We start from the raw sequence: 16,632 nt of genomic DNA, 5'->3' as shown, positions 1-16,632 counted from the left end.
CTCCCTGAATAAAAGCTGAATGATTACGGCCGTAAGCCATTGCAGGACGTGCTTTTCAATCGATTCGATCCGATCATCCGGCCCTTACCTCTTTATCGCGGCACTGCTATGGATGGACGCTCGCCGGGCCCAGCCCGCGCAGCCGTGAAATGCCTTGCGCATCCGTTAAAACGATGGTGATTGACCTATGACGATCCAGTTTACCAACGACATGACCGACGTGGTCGCAACCCGCCGCTACCTGCACCAGCACCCGGAGCTCGGGCTTTCGGAATTCAACACATCCGACTTCGTTGCCGCCCAGCTGACGGCACTCGGATACGAGGTCACCCGCGGCCTCGGCCAGACCGGACTTGTCGCGAGCCTGAAGAACGGCACCAGCACGCGTTCCGTCGGCATCCGCGCCGATATCGACGCGCTGCCGATCGAGGAAGAGACCGGCGCGGAATATGCCAGCAAGACCAAGGGCCTGATGCATGCCTGCGGGCATGACGGCCATACCGCCATGCTGCTCGGCGCAGCCAAGATCCTGGCCGAACGCCGCAATTTCGACGGCACTATTCACCTGGTCTTTCAGCCGGCCGAGGAAAATTTCGGCGGCGCCAAGCTGATGATCGACGACGGCCTTTTCGACCGCTTTCCCTGCGATGCCGTGTTCGGCCTGCACAATGACCCGGCCCTCGGCTTCGGCCTGATCGGCGTCAAGGAAGGCCCGATGATGGCGGCGGTCGACGAATGCCGCATCACCGTCAACGGCCGCGGCGGCCACGGCGCAGAACCGCAGGACACGGCCGACCCGATCGTCTGCGGCGCAAGCATCATCATGGCGTTGCAGACGATTTCCTCGCGCAACATCCATCCGCTCGATTCCATGGTCGTGACCGTCGGCGCTTTTCACGCCGGCATGGCGAGCAATGTCATTCCCGAACGGGCGGAAATGCTGCTGACAATCCGCTCCTTCGACCCGAAGGTGCGCGACGAGCTGGAACGCCGCATCCGCATGATCGCCGAAGGCCAGGCCGCCAGCTACGGCATGAGCGTGACGCTGGATTATAACCGCGGCTACGAGGCGACGATCAACCACAAGGCGGAAACCGATTTCGTCCGCGATCTCGCAAGCCGCGTGGTCGGCGCCGACAAGGTCGTCGATCTGGAGCGCCCATCCATGGGCAGCGAGGATTTCGCCTATATGCTGCAGGAACGTCCCGGCAGCTATTTTCTGCTCGGCACCAAGCGCACCGAAAACGACCCGCCGCTGCACCATCCGCGCTTCGACTTCAACGATGACGCAATCCCGATTGGCGTCAATTTCTGGGTGGAACTGGCGGAAGCCTATCTGCCGGCGAAATAAGGCAATTGCCCTTTAAAAACAAAAACCTCCCGCGCCATGCCGGTGCGGGAGGTTTTTTCATCTGGAGATACCGCCAAAAGACTGGCGGCCGGATTGCGATTACGGGAAAAGCCCGAGTGTTACGGCGCCGACGAACAGGAACGCGGCGACCACGAGGCCGGTCTGCGCTACCCACTGCCACTTGGCGCCGGGGGCGGTGAAGGACCGAAGCTGATGCTGGATGTAGTGCATGCGAACCTCCCGAGTTGATCTCGTCTGTTGAACGCTATCCTAGCCTATCTCTACCAAGCCGATAGAGATAATGTTCCAGCCGCATTGGTGTTCCGTAGAAAATCCTTTTTTCTTAACGCGTGAGTCTGTCAGTTAACGGTTTATTATACCTGACGGCTCTTAACCACGTTCAATACCTTATTCAGGCGGCCTGTTGATCCAAAGCCATACGGAACACGTCGGGATCGATATTGCCGCCCGAGCAGACTGCAATCACCGTATCACCGAGACCTTCTCCGTGAAACAGCGCAGCGGCAAGTGCCACGGCACCGCCCGGCTCGACGACGATCTTCAGACGGCTGAATGCCAGACCGACCGCCTTCAATGCCTCATCCTCGGTAACGACGACGCCCGGACCGCAAAGCTTCGACATGATCGGGAAGGTGATATTGCCCGGCTGCGGCGTGATGATCGCATCGCAGAGCGAGCCGGACTGCCGGTCATTGCGCTCGATCCTGCCGGATTTCAGCGAACGCGTGACATCGTCAAAACCCTGCGGCTCGCAGGGATGGACGGTAAAACCCGGCGCCTTGGCTTCGAGCGCCAGCGAGACACCGGAAATGAAACCGCCGCCACCGGTCGGCACCAGAACATCGGCCTTGTCGATGCCGAGCTCGGCCGCCTGTTCGGCAATCTCCAGCCCCGCCGTGCCCTGGCCGGCAATCACCAGCGGCTCATCGAAAGGCTTTACCAGTGTCAGGCCACGTTCGGCTGAAAGCCGCGCGCCGATTTCATCGCGGTCCTCATTGGCGCGATCGTAGAGCACGACCTCGGCACCATAGGCGCGGGTATTCTCGATCTTGATGCGCGGCGCATCGGCCGGCATGATGATGACGCTGGAAATTCCGTGCAGCTTTGCAGCCAGCGCCACGCCCTGGGCATGGTTGCCCGAGGAAAAGGCGATCACGCCGCGGGCACGAACGTCAGGCTCCAGCGCCGAAATGGCCGACCAGGCACCGCGAAACTTGAACGAACCCGTATGCTGCAGGCATTCCGGCTTCACGAAAATCCTGCGGCCTGCGATCTCGTCCAGGAACGGCGAGGAGAGAAGCGGCGTGCGGCGGACATGCCCGGCAAGACGTGCGCGGGCAGATTCGATCATGGCGATATCGGTCATGGAAATTCCATTCGGGAAAAGACGTGCGGGTGAGAACGGTCAAACCCTATTCCGGCTTTTCCCGACGGTAAAGACGCGAACCGCAGGCGATCAGACCGCCCTGCCCTCTTCGGCCGGCAACATGCCGACCTTCACCACGGCCTTGATCGGCAGATGGTCCGAGGCAAGCCGTGCCAGCGGCGTGTCATGCGTATGCACCGTATCGATCAGGCCCGGCCGGTTGGCCATGATCCGGTCGAGCGCCAGAACCGGCAGGCGGGACGGAAAACTCGGCACCGCAGCTGGCAGGCCAAACACGGTGGCCAGCGTATTAAGCGCCGAGCGATCACCCAGCCGCCATTCGTTCAGATCCCCCATCAGCACGGTGGGCTGCTCCGCCCGCGAGCCGAGAATGTCGAGGATCATCCGCGCCTGCTGATGGCGCGAACGGTTGAGCAGGCCGAGATGGGCGGCGATGATACGAAGCGTGCTGCCATCCTTCAGCTCAAGCTCCGTCATCAGCGCACCGCGCGGTTCGAGCCCCGGCAGGTTCACCTGATGCACGTCGCGCACCAGACCTTCGCGAAAGAAGATGACATTGCCGTGCCAGCCATGCGCCCTGGCAGCGCCGGTAATCGGCACCGGAAAAAGGCCCGTCTCCCGCTCCATCCAGCCGAGATCGAGCAGCCCGCGCCTTTCGCCGAACCGGCTGTCGGCCTCCTGCAGCGCGATCACATCGGCGCCGATCTCGCGAATGACATGGCTGATGCGGGCAGGATCGAACTTTCGGTCCACGCCGACGCATTTATGGACATTGTAGGAGGCGATCAGCATGCCGGTGCTGCGATCATGCGCCGAGTGAACGCCGGCGCCGCGATTCTTGCGGGCCCGGATCGAAGCCAGAATGCTGACGGGAAGGTTTTGGCGTTTTTCGTGCATGAGTGTGTGCATGGCGACTGATATCCGGATGATAGGCGACGATGCCTCCCCTGACCAGCGCTTCCGATGAGACTCAGAGCGGATCAGAGATAGGGCGAGCCCAGCCAGAGCACCCGCTCGAGGAGCCGGATCGGGAAGGGCCTGTTCATTAAACTGTCGAGCTTCACTTCGGTTGCCGAAGAAATCGTCATATCGATCCGCCGCTCCAGCGCCTGCGTAAAACCATGGTCGAGAATTTCCATGTCGACTTCGAAATTCAGCCGCAGCGATCGCGGGTCGATATTGGACGAACCGACATAGGACCAGCGCCCGTCGATCGCCATCAGCTTGGAATGGTTGAAGGGCCCGGATGCCCGCCAGATGCGGCAATAATTTTTCAGCATCTGGTCGAACTGCGCCGTCATGGCGAGATCGACGAGTTTGAGATTGTTGGCGCTCGGGACGACGATATCGACGGTAACGCCGCGCCGCGCAGCCGTGACCAGCGCGGTGATCAGCTCCCGGTCCGGCAGAAAATAGGGCGAGACGATGCGGATCGACGACCGCGCCACGGAAAACGCGCCCATCAGGATCTTGTGGTTTGTTTCAAGGCTGCGGTCGGGACCGGAGGAGACGGCGCGGATGATGACCGGCTTGCCCGCCTCGCTTTCCGGCGGCGGCAGCGCCCAGGCCGCGCCCTCCAGCGCCTCGCCGCTGGAAAACTGCCAGTCGGCCGCCGTGATCGCAAAAAGATCGGCCACGACGGGACCGGTCACCTTGAAATGCGTGTCGAAGGCGCAGGCATCACCGCTGAACTCCTTCGAAAACGCCTCGCGAATATTCATGCCGCCAGTAAAGGCCACACGGCCGTCGATGACGATGATCTTGCGGTGGGTTCGAAGGTTCGCATAGGGCAGGCGCAGGCCCATGATGACATTGCCGTTGAACACATCGACGGTAACACCGCCATCGCGCAGCATGCCGAGCACGCTCGGCACCGAATACCGCGCGCCGACCGCATCGATCAGCACCCGCACCTCGACGCCGCGCTTCACCGCCGCAATCAACGCTTCGACGAAACGTCGGCCGATGCGGTCCCGATCGAAAATATAGGTTTCGAGGATGATGCTGCGCTCTGCCTTGCCGATCGCCTTCAGCATCGCGCCATAGGCAGCATCGCCGTTATCAAGCGCAACGATCGTATTGCCCGTCGTCAGCCGGTGATGGGTGACGCGGTCGCCGAGCGTCTTCATCGCCCGGAAACGGTTGCCGTATTCCGTTGTGACCAGTGCATCCGTAGCATCGAGCGAGGCAAATTCGGCGCGGACCTTGCCCTGCAGAAGCGCCCTGCGATCGCTGATGACGCCGCGGCGCATGCGGTTGATGCCGGCGATCAGGTAAAGCCCGGCACCGACAATGGGAGAAAGAACGATGACGCCGACCCAGCCGATCGCGGCGCGCACCTCCTCTTTCGTCATGGCCGCATGAATAGATGCGGCAGCCCCGGCAATGAGGGAAATGATGAAAAGGATATGCGGCCAATAGGCCTGGATGAGATCAAGCATGACGCGAATATAGGCGCCCCGTCAGCTTGAGCAATCGGAGCCGGATAAAGGATTTTACCCGGCCCCAAATAAAGATCAGGCAGACAGCTGCTTCTGCAGAACGTCGAGCGAAGCTTCGACCGTATCGAAGATCGTATCGACCTGCGCTTCGGTGATGATCATCGGCGGGCAGAAGGCGAGGCTGTCGCCGATGGCGCGCGAGATCAGGCCCTTTTCGACCATGATCGAGAAGAGTTTCGAGCCGAGCTGGCCGGCGGCAAAACCATCACGCGGCTTCAGTTCGATCGCGCCGATCAGGCCGACGCCGCGGCCTTCGATGACCAGCGGATGGCTTTCCAGCGCCTTGATGCGCCCCTGGAACTTTGGTGCCAGCGCCTTGACGTTGCCGACCAGATCACGCTCCTCGATGATCGCGATGTTTTCGAGCGCGACGGCCGAGGCGACCGGGTGGCCGGCGGCGGTGACGCCATGGCCAAACGTGCCGATCTTGGCGGATTCGTCGGCGAGCGGCTGGTAGACGTTTTCGTTGATCAGCAGCGCCGAAATCGGCTGGTAGGACGAAGAGATCTGCTTCGACAGCGTCATGATGTCCGGCTGCATCTCATAGGTCGTCGTGCCGAACATGTTGCCGGTGCGGCCAAAGCCGCAGATGACTTCATCGGCGATCAGAAGAATGTCGTATTTCTTCAGAATCTTCTGGATCGCATCCCAGTAACCGGCCGGCGGCACGATGACGCCGCCTGCACCCATGACCGGCTCACCGATGAAGGCGGCAACCGTTTCCGGGCCTTCCTTGATGATCAGGTCTTCCAGTTCTTTGACGCAACGGGCAACGAACGCCGCTTCATCCTCGCCCTCCAGCTTGAAGGCACGGTAATGCGGGCAGCTGGTGTGGAAGACGCCGGCGATCGGCAGGTCGAAGGAACGGTGGTTGTTCGGCAGGCCGGTCAGGCTGGCGCTGGCGACGGTGACGCCGTGATAACCCTTGATGCGGGAAATGATCTTCTTCTTTTCCGGCTTGCCGAGCGCATTCGACCGATACCAGACCATCTTGACGGCCGTATCATTGGCTTCCGAGCCGGAATTGGTGAAATAGGCCTTCGACATCGGCACCGGCGCCATCTGGATCAGCTTTTCGGCAAGCTCGATCGACGGTCCATGCGCACGGGCGGTGAACGTGTGGTAATAGGGCAGCTTCGCCATCTGCTTGGCGGCCGCTTCGACCAGACGGTTTTCGCCAAAACCGACGCCGACGCTCCAGAGGCCGGCCATGCCCTCGATATATTGCTTGCCGTTGGTATCGTAGACGTAGATGCCCTCGCCGCGATCCATCACCAGCGCGCCGTCTTTTTCAAGGGCGCGGGCATTGGTGTAGGAATGAAGGTGATAAGCCTTGTCGCGGGCTTCCATGGAATTGGGCTGAACGTTCACGAGAACCTCCTTCAGGTCTGCGAATATGTCGATCGGACTGCTGGACCGAATCCTTAGGCTCAAACGGGAAACTTGGACACCCCAAATCCCCGCTCAAGCATGTTTCCGTTCAAAATAATTGACAGCCAATAAGGGTGGCAATCATTTGACCGTCATGGCCGCGACCGGCGGCTCGGCGCCTTCCGGGATCGGGCTGCGATATTCCTGGCCCTTGCGGCGCTTCTTCAGATCGGCCCAGGCCGCCTCGCGCAGCTGTTCGCTTTCAAGCGCAGCAAGCCCGGTTGCCGCCATCGCCTTGGCGACAGATACCATGCCCTTGTGCGCAAGCGGGCTCTTGCCCTGCGTGACGACCTGCCAGGTATGAAGCTGCGTGCCGACGGCAAGCGTCGAACCATAGGCCTGCACGGTTGGAACGACCCAGCTGACATCGCCGACATCGGTCGAACCGCCCATCTGCCGCACCTCGTTATGCGCCGGCAGGACGAAATCGGCGAGCGCTATATCGCGGGGTTCGAGGCGTTCCTGCGCCCAGCTTGCGGCGATATCTTCCGGCGTCAGGGTTGCCTGGATCGCGTCCGCAAAAGCGCGGTCCTTGTCGTCGAATTCCACCGGCCCCATGCTCTCGCAGACATCCTGCATCGCATCCATCAGCGGCGTGTTGACCATGAGATTGGAGACGCCGGCAAGCGTGGCGCTCTCCATCTTGGTCTCGGTCATCAGGGCAGCGCCTTCGGCAACCTTCTTGACGCGTTCGATCAGCGCAAACAGGCCGGACAGTTCCGGGGCGCGCACGACATAACGCACCTTGGCATGCGCCTGCACAACATTCGGCGAGATCCCGCCGGTATCGAGAACCGCATAATGGATGCGGCATTCGGACGGCATATGCTCGCGCATATAATTGACACCAACGCTCATTAGTTCGACGGCATCGAGCGCGCTGCGGCCAAGCTCCGGCACGGCAGCGGCATGGGCGGCGCGACCGGTAAAGGTGAAGTCGATGCGGCAGTTCGCAAGCGAAGTCTCGCGCTGCACGCCGAAGAAATTGCTCGGATGCCAGCTGATAGCGATATCGACATCGGCAAAGGCGCCGGCGCGCACCATGAAGGCTTTTGCAGCTCCACCCTCTTCTGCCGGGCAGCCGTAATAACGCACGCGGCCGGGCGTGCCGGTCTTTTCCAGCCAGTCCTTGAGCGCCGTTGCGGCCAGAAGCGAACCGGTGCCGAGCAGGTTATGGCCGCAGCCATGGCCGTTTGCCCCAGCGACAAGCGGATCATGCGCGGTCATCCCGGCCTTCTGGCTGAGACCGGCAAGCGCATCATATTCGCCGAGAAAGGCAATCACCGGACCGCCCTCGCCGGCCTCGCCGATCAGCGCGGTCGGGATGTCGGCAACATTGTCGGTGATCCTGAAACCCTGCGCTTCCAGCATCTCGCGGTGTGCTGCCGCCGACTGCGTTTCCATGTAGCAGGTTTCCGGCGTCTCCCAGACACGGTCGGAAAGCTCGGTAAAAACTTCGGTCTTGCGATCGATGAAATCCCAGACGAGCGGGAGATTGGAATTGGCTGTGGTCATGGAAATATCGCCTTGCGCACTGATGCTGTTTTAAGCGCCAGACCCTACTCGTTTCTCGCCCGATGACAATGTGGCAATGCAACAGAAATCGGCGTTGCAGAGAAAACAGGCAATCGCGATCAATTAATCGCAAGACGCGAAATGTGGTATCTCGACAACGACACCATAATCGCTATGCTCCCGCGCCACGACCGCCGGCCAATCGACGGAAAACGCGCATTGTCACAATAATTTTGCGGAGATTTGGTCGAATTTGTGGAGATTTTTCCATGAATTTGCAAAGGGGCGTAAAATTTCACGCGCTAGCGTGGATAAGAAAGACAGAGGCAGGCGGCCCTTGAGGCGTCGCAGCCTCGCCAGGGGAAATGATGGCGCGGCCAGCGAACGAAAGAATTCGCGGCCAGGAGGTGAAGGACAGATAGACGATCCAAGTGCGCAATCTCATTGCGCCATTGAACGGCAATCAACCTGGCCAGGCTTAGAGGCCGGCAACAGGTTAGGGAGAACAACATGAAATACAAAATCGCTCTTGCCGCAGCTCTGCTGTCGGCCACCACGCTCTTTGCTGGCGCTGCCAGCGCCAAGACTTTCGTATTCTGCTCGGAAGGTTCGCCGGAAGGCTTTGACCCAGGCCTCTACACCGCCGGCACCACGTTCGATGCCTCGGCTCACCCGATCTACAACCGTCTGCTTGAGTTCAAGCCGGGCACGACGCAGCCGGAAGCGGCTCTCGCCCAGAGCTGGGACATTTCCTCGGACGGCACGGTTTACACCTTCAAGCTGCGCCCGAACGTCAAGTGGCAGACGACCGACTTCTTCAAGCCGACCCGCGCCCTGAACGCTGACGACGTCGTTTTCTCGATTGATCGCCAGATCAACGAGAAGAACGCCTGGAACAAGTACATCACCGGCGCTTCCTGGGAATATGCGGACGGCATGGGCTTCCCGAAGCTCATCAAGTCGATCGAAAAGGTCGATGACCTGACTGTCAAGGTCACGCTCAACCGTCCGGAAGCTCCGTTCCTCGCCAACCTGGCCATGCCGTTCGCTTCGATCGTTTCGAAGGAATATGCTGACAGCCTCGACAAGGCCGGCAAGAAGGAACAGCTGAACCAGCAGCCGGTCGGCACGGGTCCGTTCACCTTCGTCGGTTACCAGCAGGATGCCGTCATCCGCTACAAGAAGAACGCCGATTACTGGGGCACCGCTCCGAAGATCGACGATCTGGTCTTCGCGATCACCACCGACGCTGCCGTTCGTTACCAGAAGCTGAAGGCCGGCGAATGCCAGCTGATGCCGTATCCGAACGCTGCCGACGTTAAGGCCATGAAGTCCGACTCCAACCTGAAGGTTCTGGAACAGGAAGGCCTCAACGTCGCCTACCTCGCCTACAACACGACCGTTGCACCGTTCGACAAGCCGGAAGTCCGTATCGCCCTTAACAAGGCGATCAACAAGAAGGCCATCGTCGATGCCGTCTTCCAGGGCATGGCAACTCCGGCCACCAACCCGATCCCGCCGACGATGTGGTCCTACAACAAGAACGTCAAGGACGACACCTACGACCTGGACGCTGCCAAGAAGATGCTGGCCGATGCCGGCGTCAAGGACCTGTCCATGAAGATCTGGGCAATGCCCGTCTCGCGCCCCTACATGCTGAACGCCCGCCGTGCAGCTGAAATCATGCAGGACGATTTTGCCAAGATCGGCGTCAAGGTCGAGATCGTTTCCTTCGAATGGGCTGAATACCTGAAGCGCTCCAAGGAAAAGAACCGCGATGGCGCCGCCATCATGGGCTGGACCGGCGACAACGGCGACCCGGACAACTTCCTTGACACCCTGCTCGGCTGCGATGCCGTCGGCGGTAACAACCGTGCGCAGTGGTGCAACAAGGAATTCGACGATCTGGTGAAGAAGGCCAAGACCGTTTCGGATCAGGCTGAGCGCACGAAGCTCTACGAACAGGCTCAGGTCATCTTCAAGAAGGAAGCCCCCTGGGCAACCATCGACCACTCCCTCGCTGTCGTTCCGATGGCAAAGGGCGTAACCGGCTTCACCCAGAGCCCGCTCGGTGACTTCACCTTCGAAGCTGTCGATATCGCTCAGTAATTATCGGCTTCACGACTTTTTGCCGCGGGACGCGTTGCGTTTCCCGCGGCATTTTCTTAAAGAACGCAAAAATTGTGGCGGCGGACGCCATGATCGCCGGTTCCGTGGCTTGACAGCCACCAAACGGCCAAGAACCAAAAACCCTGAAGGTTGAATATGTTTGGCTTCCTGTTGCGGCGTCTCGCCGTTTTGATCCCGACCTTTATTGGGGTTTCGATCATCGCATTCTCGTTCATCCGCCTGCTTCCCGGCGATCCGGTAGCACTCCTGTCCGGCGAGCGCGTCATGTCGCCCGAGCGGCATGCGCAGATCAGCCACGATCTCGGCATGGACCGGCCGATGATCATCCAGTATTTCGATTATGTCGGCGGCGTCGTCACCGGCGATTTCGGCACATCGATCGTCTCCAAGAAGCCGATCCTCGACCAGTTCTGGGCGCTGTTTCCGGCGACCGTCGAACTGTCCTTCTGTGCGATCATCATCGCGATTGCGCTCGGCATTCCGGCCGGCGTGATCGCGGCGATCAAGCGCGGCTCGGTCTTCGACCAGACGCTGATGGGTATCGCGCTTGTCGGTTATTCGATGCCGATCTTCTGGTGGGGCCTGCTCCTCATCATCCTCTTCTCCGGCACGCTGCAATGGTTCCCGGTTTCGGGCCGCATCTCGCTGATGTTCTTCTTCCCGCCAGTGACCGGCTTCATGCTGATCGACAGTCTGCTGTCGGGCCAGAAGGGTGCTTTCGCCTCGGCAATCAGCCACCTTGCTCTGCCTTCGATCGTGCTGGCGACCATTCCACTTGCCGTCATCGCCCGCCAGACGCGTTCCGCCATGCTGGAAGTCCTGTCGGAAGATTACGTCCGCACCGCCCGCGCAAAAGGCCTTTCGCCTTTCCGCGTTGTCGGCATCCATGCTTTGCGCAATGCGATGATCCCGGTCATCACCACGATCGGCCTGCAGATCGGCGTCATGCTCGCCGGCGCCATTCTGACCGAGACGATCTTCTCCTGGCCGGGCATCGGCAAGTGGATGGTCGACAGCGTCTTCCGCCGCGACTACCCGGTCATCCAGGGCGGCCTGCTCCTGATTGCGGCCATCATCATGTTCGTCAATCTGATCGTTGATCTGCTCTACGGCCTGATCAACCCCAGAATTAGACACTGAACCGGCAGCAAGAAGGAGAAAATCCCATGGCCGACACCACCATCGCCAAAACACCGGAGCCCGTATCCAGCGCCGCCATGCGCCGCCAGATGCTGAAGGAATTCTGGTTCTACTTTTCCGAAAACCGCGGCGCCGTCATCGGCCTCGTCGTTTTCGCCATCCTCGTCTTCGTTGCGGTTTTTGCGTCCTTCATCGCGCCGCATTCGCCCTTCGAGCAGTATCGCGAATCCGTGCTTCTGCCCCCGTCCTGGACGGAAGGCGGAAACTTAAGCTTTCCGCTCGGCACCGATCCGCTTGGCCGCGACATCCTCTCGCGCCTGATCTACGGCGCCCAGTATTCGCTGTTCATCGGTGTGTTCGTCACCACGCTGTCGCTGGTCGGCGGCATTCTGGTTGGCGTCATTGCCGGTTATTACCGCGGCTGGGTCGATACCGTCATCATGCGCCTGATGGATATTGTTCTCGCCTTCCCGTCGCTGCTTCTGGCCCTGGTTCTGGTCGCCATTCTCGGCCCGAGCCTGACCAACGGCATGATCGCGATCGCGATTACCCTGCAGCCGCATTTCGTGCGCCTCACCCGCGCCGCCGTGATGGCCGAGAAGAGCCGCGACTATGTCACCGCCGCACGCCTTGCCGGTGCGAGCCCGCTGCGCCTGATGTTCCGCACCATCCTGCCGAACTGCACCGCACCGCTGATCGTCCAGGCGACGCTCTCCTTCTCCAACGCCATTCTCGATGCAGCCGCCCTCGGCTTCCTCGGCATGGGCGCCCAGCCGCCGGCGCCGGAATGGGGCACGATGCTGGCCGAAGCGCGCGAATTCATCCTGCGCGCCTGGTGGGTCGTTACCTTCCCCGGCCTTGCCATCCTCATCACCGTTCTTGCCATCAACCTGATGGGCGACGGCCTGCGCGACGCGCTTGACCCGAAACTGAAGAGGTCCTGATCATGGCGCTTCTGCAAATTGACAATCTTACCGTCGAATTCCAGACCTCCACCGGCTGGTTCAAGGCCGTCAACGGCGTTTCCATCTCGGTCGACGAGGGTGAGGTTCTGGCAATCGTCGGCGAATCCGGCTCCGGCAAGTCCGTCGCCATGCTCGCCGTCATGGGCCTCCTGCCCTGGACCGCGAAGATCACTGCCGACCGCATGCTCTTCCAGGGTCGCGACATGCAAAGCATCGGCGCTGCCGAACGGCGCAAGCTGATCGGCAAGGACATCGCGATGATCTTCCAGGAGCCGGTTGCCAGCCTCAACCCGTGCTTCACGGTCGGTTTCCAGATCGAGGAAGTCCTGCGCATCCATCTCGGCCTCGACAAAAAGGCCCGCCGCGCCCGCGCGATCGAGCTTTTCACCCAGGTCGGCCTGCCGAACCCGGCCGAACGGCTTAACAGCTTCCCGCACCAGATGTCGGGTGGCCAGTGCCAGCGTGTGATGATTGCCATCGCGATTGCCTGCAATCCGAAACTGCTGATCGCCGACGAGCCGACCACCGCGCTCGACGTGACCATCCAGAAACAGATCCTCGATCTGATCATGGATCTGCAGATCAAGACCGGCATGGGCCTGATCATGATCACCCATGACATGGGCGTCGTTGCCGAAACCGCCGACCGCGTCGTCGTGCAGTACAAGGGCCGCAAGATGGAGGAAGCCGACGTGCTTTCCCTGTTTGAGAACCCGCAGAGCAATTACACCAAGGCGCTTCTCGCGGCGCTGCCGGAAAATGCCACCGGTGACCGTCTGACGACCGTTTCCGACTTCTTCGACGGCAACCCGGAACCTGCCCCGGAGGCACGCGCATGACTGTAAAAGACACGATGACCCAGGATACGATGCTCGAAATCCGCAACATGAAGCGCGATTACGAGCTGCCGGGCGGCCTCTTCAAGCCGAAGAAGATCGTCCATGCGGTGAAGGGCGTCTCCTTCAGCCTGGAGCGCGGCAAGACGCTGGCGATCGTCGGCGAGAGCGGCTGCGGCAAGTCCACGCTCGCCCGCATGATCACCTTCATCGACGAGCCGACCTCCGGCGATCTGATGATCGAAGGCAAGAAGGTCGATACCCGCCCTGGCCACCTGACCCAGGAAATGCGCCAGAAGGTGCAGATCGTCTTCCAGAACCCCTATGGCTCGCTCAACCCGCGCCAGAAGATCGGCGACGTGCTTGGTGAGCCGCTGGCCATCAACACCGACATGCCGGCCTCCGAACGGCGCGACCGCGCCAACGAGATGCTGAAGAAGGTCGGTCTCGGCCCGGAACATTATAACCGCTACCCGCACATGTTCTCCGGCGGCCAGCGCCAGCGTATCGCGATTGCCCGCGCGCTGATGATGAACCCGAAACTGCTCGTCCTCGACGAACCGGTTTCCGCACTCGACCTCTCGGTCCAGGCCCAGGTCCTGAACCTGCTCGCCGACCTGCAGGACGAATTCGGCCTGACCTACGTCTTCATCAGCCACGACCTGTCGGTCGTGCGCTACATCGCCGACGAAGTGATGGTGATGTATTTTGGCGAAGCGGTCGAATACGGCACGCGCGACGAGGTGTTTTCGGATCCGAAGCACGAGTATACGCGCACGCTGTTCAAGGCGACGCCGAAGGCCGACGTGGATTCGATCCGCGAACGGGTTGCGAAGAAGAAGGCTGGCAAGGCGGCTTGAGGCTGAAAGCTTTCAGCACCGTCCAACCTGCAAACTGCCCCTCACCCTAACCCTCTCCCCGCATGCGGGGAGAGGGGGCTTGCCTCACGCGAGGTTGGAGAGAAGCGGCGGCCGGTGCGGCATATCCCTTCTCCCCGCGTGCGGGGAGAAGGTGGCGGCAGCCGGATGAGGGGCTGCTTCGACCCATGCAACAGGTAAGGCCGGACCGCCCAGCCCTCCGCTTGCGCTCCGGGCGTTCGTCGCTGCAATCGATCCACTGGATCGATTACTCCGGCTTCGCCGGATCGCTCCTCACTCCACAAACACCCTGACACTCGCAGCCCGTCCAGCCGAGTCAATCACCGTCAGCGTCGAATACCCCGCCCCATCCGGCGTCCATTCGCTCGTCCGGCGCCGCGAAAGATCCGTCAGCGGCCGACCATTCGCAAGCCAGCGAAACGGCGCCCGCCCGCCCTGCAGTTTCAGCACCAGCGGCGAAATTTCTCCGGACCGCGCTCCGAGATCCACCCTTGCCCCTTCAGGCGGATAAACGATCTGCGGCGCCGGCTCCCGTGTCGAGGCGGAGATCAGGCCGCTTGCAGTCATAGAAAACCGCCTCTGGCTGATCGGCAGCTCGGACTGGGTGATATGTACCGCACCCGAAGGCGCCGGCGGCAGAGACGTGATGCCGATGCCGGACTTTTGGAAGGCTTCGAACAGGATCGGCGCTGCGGTCTGGAAACCTGAAATACCCGGCACCGCGCCATTATCCGGCCGCCCGACCCAGACACCGATCACATAGCGCCCGTCGAACCCGACCGACCAGGCATCGCGATAACCGTAGCTCGTGCCGGTCTTGTAGGCGATGCCGAGCCGCCGGCTGCCGACAGGTGCCACGACGTCGGACAGGATATCCGCCACATTCCACACCGCCTGCGGCTCCAGCAGCGGCTCGCCATCGATCATGCCGGGCTGGTCCTCGATCCCGTTGCCGAGCCGGACCGGCTGGCCGCGATTGGCGAGCGCCGCATAGGCCTGCACGAGATCTTTTAGCGTGATCCCGAGACCCCCGAGCCCGATCGCCAGCCCCGGCGCCTCATTGGGCGGCAGCACAGGTTTCACCTCCGCCCGCCGAAACCGGATCATCAGCCGCGCCGGCCCGACCGCATCGAGAAGCCTCACCGCCGGCACGTTGAGCGACAGTTGCAGCGCCTGCCGCACCGTCACGTCACCCTGATAACTCATGTCGAAATTCTTTGGGCGATAGCCGAAAAAGTCGGCCGGCCGGTCCTCGATGATCGTCTCCTGCGAGACCAGCCCCTGCTCGAAGGCAAGCCCGTAGATAAAAGGTTTCAGCGTTGATCCCGGCGAGCGAAACACCCGCGTCATGTCGATCCAGCCCGAGCGGCTGGCATCAAAATAATCCGCCGAGCCGACCTCGCCGATAATGGCGCCGGTCGCCGCGTCGGCCATCACCATCGCCACCGAGACTTTTGGGCTGAGCCGGCTCGCCGCATCGCGCGCCACCTGCTCCAGCCCCTGCTGCACGCTGCGTCTCAGCGTGGTCTGATAACGCTCCAGCTTCGGCTGCTTTCGGATCGCCGCTTCCGCCAGATGCGGCGCATAGGCCGGCAACTGCATGCGTCGGCCAGGAAGGCCGTCATGCGCAGCCCGCTCTGCCTCGCCCTCGCCGGTCACCTCCGCCACGGCAGGGCGTGTCAGCACCCGTTCGCGGGCAGCGCGGGCGATCGTCGCATGCCGGTCCGGCCGGCGTCCCTCCGGTGATTGCGGCAGCGCCACCAGCAGGGCCGCTTCCGCAATTGTCAGCCGTCGCGGCTCCTTGCCGAAATAGGCAAGGCTTGCCGCCCGCACACCTTCGAGATTACCACCATAAGGTGCATGGGTGAGATAGAGTTCAAGAATTTGCTTTTTGCTGAGCCGGCGTTCGATCTGCACGGCCCGCACCAATTGCAGGACCTTTGCCGACAGCGACCGTGTCTGTCGCGGCTCGATCAGCCGCGCGACCTGCATGGAGAGCGTCGAGGCACCGGATACGATATGGCCATTGCTAACGAGCTGGAATGCCGCCCGTCCAAGCGCGCGAAAATCGACGCCGTCATGCTCGTAAAAACGTCGGTCTTCATAGGCGATCAACATCTGCACGAAACGTGGATCGACATCCTCGATCCCGGTCTTCAGCCGCCAACGGCCTTCGCGGGTGGCGAAGGCGCGCAAAAGGTCGCCATTGGTATCGAGCACTTCCTTGGAGACGAGGTTGGCGTCTTCGAGCGGCGGCGGAAAGGCGTGATCGGCGGCGGAGAGGCCCACGACGGCGCCGGCTGCCAGGATGAGGCAGGTGCAAAGGCCGATCGTGAGTTTCCACCTGAGTTTCATGTTGGGTCTTATGTCTTTAATACCGGAAGCCTTGAAGAAAATGGCCCCTCATCCCCCTGCCGGGACCTTCTCCCCGTCCCGACGGGGAGAAGGGAATGCCGCACTCGCTCGGTCTCTCTCAA

13 protein-coding genes are annotated in these 16,632 nt (G+C 61.4%); 6 read left to right on the top strand and 7 right to left on the bottom strand.

Annotation, left to right across the window (positions count from 1 at the left end):
• Positions 1-187: 187 nt before the first annotated feature.
• Positions 188-1,351: a M20 aminoacylase family protein gene (locus tag FHW37_RS22175; protein WP_246690872.1), complete on the top strand. Its 1,164-nt coding sequence runs from the start codon at positions 188-190 to the stop codon at positions 1,349-1,351.
• A gap of 99 nt (positions 1,352-1,450) precedes the next feature.
• Here FHW37_RS22175 and FHW37_RS34525 read toward each other — a convergent pair whose 3' ends face one another.
• From FHW37_RS34525 to FHW37_RS22150, 6 genes are all read right to left on the bottom strand, one after another.
• Positions 1,451-1,582, bottom strand: a complete 132-nt coding sequence (locus FHW37_RS34525; protein WP_281407270.1) for a hypothetical protein — start codon at positions 1,580-1,582, stop codon at positions 1,451-1,453.
• Positions 1,583-1,763: 181 nt separating this feature from the next.
• A complete protein-coding gene (locus FHW37_RS22170) occupies positions 1,764-2,738 on the bottom strand; it encodes a threonine ammonia-lyase (protein ID WP_145640342.1) in 975 nt (324 codons plus the stop codon).
• Positions 2,739-2,828: 90 nt separating this feature from the next.
• The gene (locus tag FHW37_RS22165) at positions 2,829-3,656 is read right to left on the bottom strand and encodes an endonuclease/exonuclease/phosphatase family protein (protein ID WP_145640789.1); all 828 of its coding nucleotides are present in this window, start codon (positions 3,654-3,656) and stop codon (positions 2,829-2,831) included.
• 83 nt (positions 3,657-3,739) lie between these two features.
• A complete protein-coding gene (gene cls / locus FHW37_RS22160; protein ID WP_145640340.1) occupies positions 3,740-5,200 on the bottom strand; it encodes a cardiolipin synthase in 1,461 nt (486 codons plus the stop codon).
• A gap of 75 nt (positions 5,201-5,275) precedes the next feature.
• On the bottom strand, positions 5,276-6,631 hold the full coding sequence (locus FHW37_RS22155) for an aspartate aminotransferase family protein (RefSeq protein WP_145640338.1): 1,356 nt from the start codon (positions 6,629-6,631) through the stop codon (positions 5,276-5,278).
• A 141-nt stretch (positions 6,632-6,772) separates the two neighbouring features.
• On the bottom strand, positions 6,773-8,206 hold the full coding sequence (locus FHW37_RS22150; RefSeq protein ID WP_145640336.1) for a M20 family metallopeptidase: 1,434 nt from the start codon (positions 8,204-8,206) through the stop codon (positions 6,773-6,775).
• A 510-nt stretch (positions 8,207-8,716) separates the two neighbouring features.
• On the opposite strand from FHW37_RS22150, the gene FHW37_RS22145 reads away from it, so the two are divergent.
• The 5 genes from FHW37_RS22145 (at position 8,717) to FHW37_RS22125 (ending at position 14,137) form a co-directional block, all read left to right on the top strand.
• On the top strand, positions 8,717-10,315 hold the full coding sequence (locus FHW37_RS22145) for an ABC transporter substrate-binding protein (protein WP_145640335.1): 1,599 nt from the start codon (positions 8,717-8,719) through the stop codon (positions 10,313-10,315).
• A gap of 156 nt (positions 10,316-10,471) precedes the next feature.
• Positions 10,472-11,476, top strand: a complete 1,005-nt coding sequence (locus FHW37_RS22140) for an ABC transporter permease subunit (RefSeq protein WP_145640333.1) — start codon at positions 10,472-10,474, stop codon at positions 11,474-11,476.
• A gap of 26 nt (positions 11,477-11,502) precedes the next feature.
• Positions 11,503-12,420 carry an ABC transporter permease subunit gene (locus FHW37_RS22135; RefSeq protein ID WP_145640331.1) on the top strand — a complete coding sequence of 306 codons (918 nt, stop codon included), beginning with the start codon at positions 11,503-11,505 and terminating at the stop codon, positions 12,418-12,420.
• 2 nt (positions 12,421-12,422) lie between these two features.
• A complete protein-coding gene (locus tag FHW37_RS22130; protein WP_145640330.1) occupies positions 12,423-13,280 on the top strand; it encodes an ABC transporter ATP-binding protein in 858 nt (285 codons plus the stop codon).
• On the top strand, positions 13,277-14,137 hold the full coding sequence (locus tag FHW37_RS22125) for an ABC transporter ATP-binding protein (protein WP_281407269.1): 861 nt from the start codon (positions 13,277-13,279) through the stop codon (positions 14,135-14,137). Before FHW37_RS22130 ends, FHW37_RS22125 begins: the two co-directional genes overlap by 4 nt.
• 291 nt (positions 14,138-14,428) lie before the next feature.
• On the opposite strand, the gene pbpC is transcribed toward FHW37_RS22125, so the two are convergent.
• A complete protein-coding gene (gene pbpC, locus FHW37_RS22115) occupies positions 14,429-16,510 on the bottom strand; it encodes a penicillin-binding protein 1C (protein WP_145640326.1) in 2,082 nt (693 codons plus the stop codon).
• Positions 16,511-16,632: the final 122 nt, after the last annotated feature.

This window comes from Neorhizobium alkalisoli (assembly GCF_007829835.1).
Lineage (GTDB): Bacteria > Pseudomonadota > Alphaproteobacteria > Rhizobiales > Rhizobiaceae > Neorhizobium.
The sequence above is the reverse complement of the archived record's forward strand: the minus strand, read 5'-3'. Positions and strand labels throughout refer to the sequence as shown.

Excerpts from the sequence above, each read along its gene's own strand:
- FHW37_RS22175 (WP_246690872.1), top strand. The coding sequence starts at position 188 with ATGACGATCCAGTTTACCAACGACATGACCGACGTGGTCGCAACCCGC.
- FHW37_RS34525 (WP_281407270.1), bottom strand. The coding sequence starts at position 1,582 with ATGCACTACATCCAGCATCAGCTTCGGTCCTTCACCGCCCCCGGCGCC.
- FHW37_RS22170 (WP_145640342.1), bottom strand. The coding sequence starts at position 2,738 with ATGACCGATATCGCCATGATCGAATCTGCCCGCGCACGTCTTGCCGGG.
- FHW37_RS22165 (WP_145640789.1), bottom strand. The coding sequence starts at position 3,656 with ATGCACGAAAAACGCCAAAACCTTCCCGTCAGCATTCTGGCTTCGATC.
- cls (WP_145640340.1), bottom strand. The coding sequence starts at position 5,200 with ATGCTTGATCTCATCCAGGCCTATTGGCCGCATATCCTTTTCATCATT.
- FHW37_RS22150 (WP_145640336.1), bottom strand. The coding sequence starts at position 8,206 with ATGACCACAGCCAATTCCAATCTCCCGCTCGTCTGGGATTTCATCGAT.
- FHW37_RS22145 (WP_145640335.1), top strand. The coding sequence starts at position 8,717 with ATGAAATACAAAATCGCTCTTGCCGCAGCTCTGCTGTCGGCCACCACG.
- FHW37_RS22140 (WP_145640333.1), top strand. The coding sequence starts at position 10,472 with ATGTTTGGCTTCCTGTTGCGGCGTCTCGCCGTTTTGATCCCGACCTTT.
- FHW37_RS22135 (WP_145640331.1), top strand. The coding sequence starts at position 11,503 with ATGGCCGACACCACCATCGCCAAAACACCGGAGCCCGTATCCAGCGCC.
- FHW37_RS22130 (WP_145640330.1), top strand. The coding sequence starts at position 12,423 with ATGGCGCTTCTGCAAATTGACAATCTTACCGTCGAATTCCAGACCTCC.
- FHW37_RS22125 (WP_281407269.1), top strand. The coding sequence starts at position 13,277 with ATGACTGTAAAAGACACGATGACCCAGGATACGATGCTCGAAATCCGC.
- pbpC (WP_145640326.1), bottom strand. The coding sequence starts at position 16,510 with ATGAAACTCAGGTGGAAACTCACGATCGGCCTTTGCACCTGCCTCATC.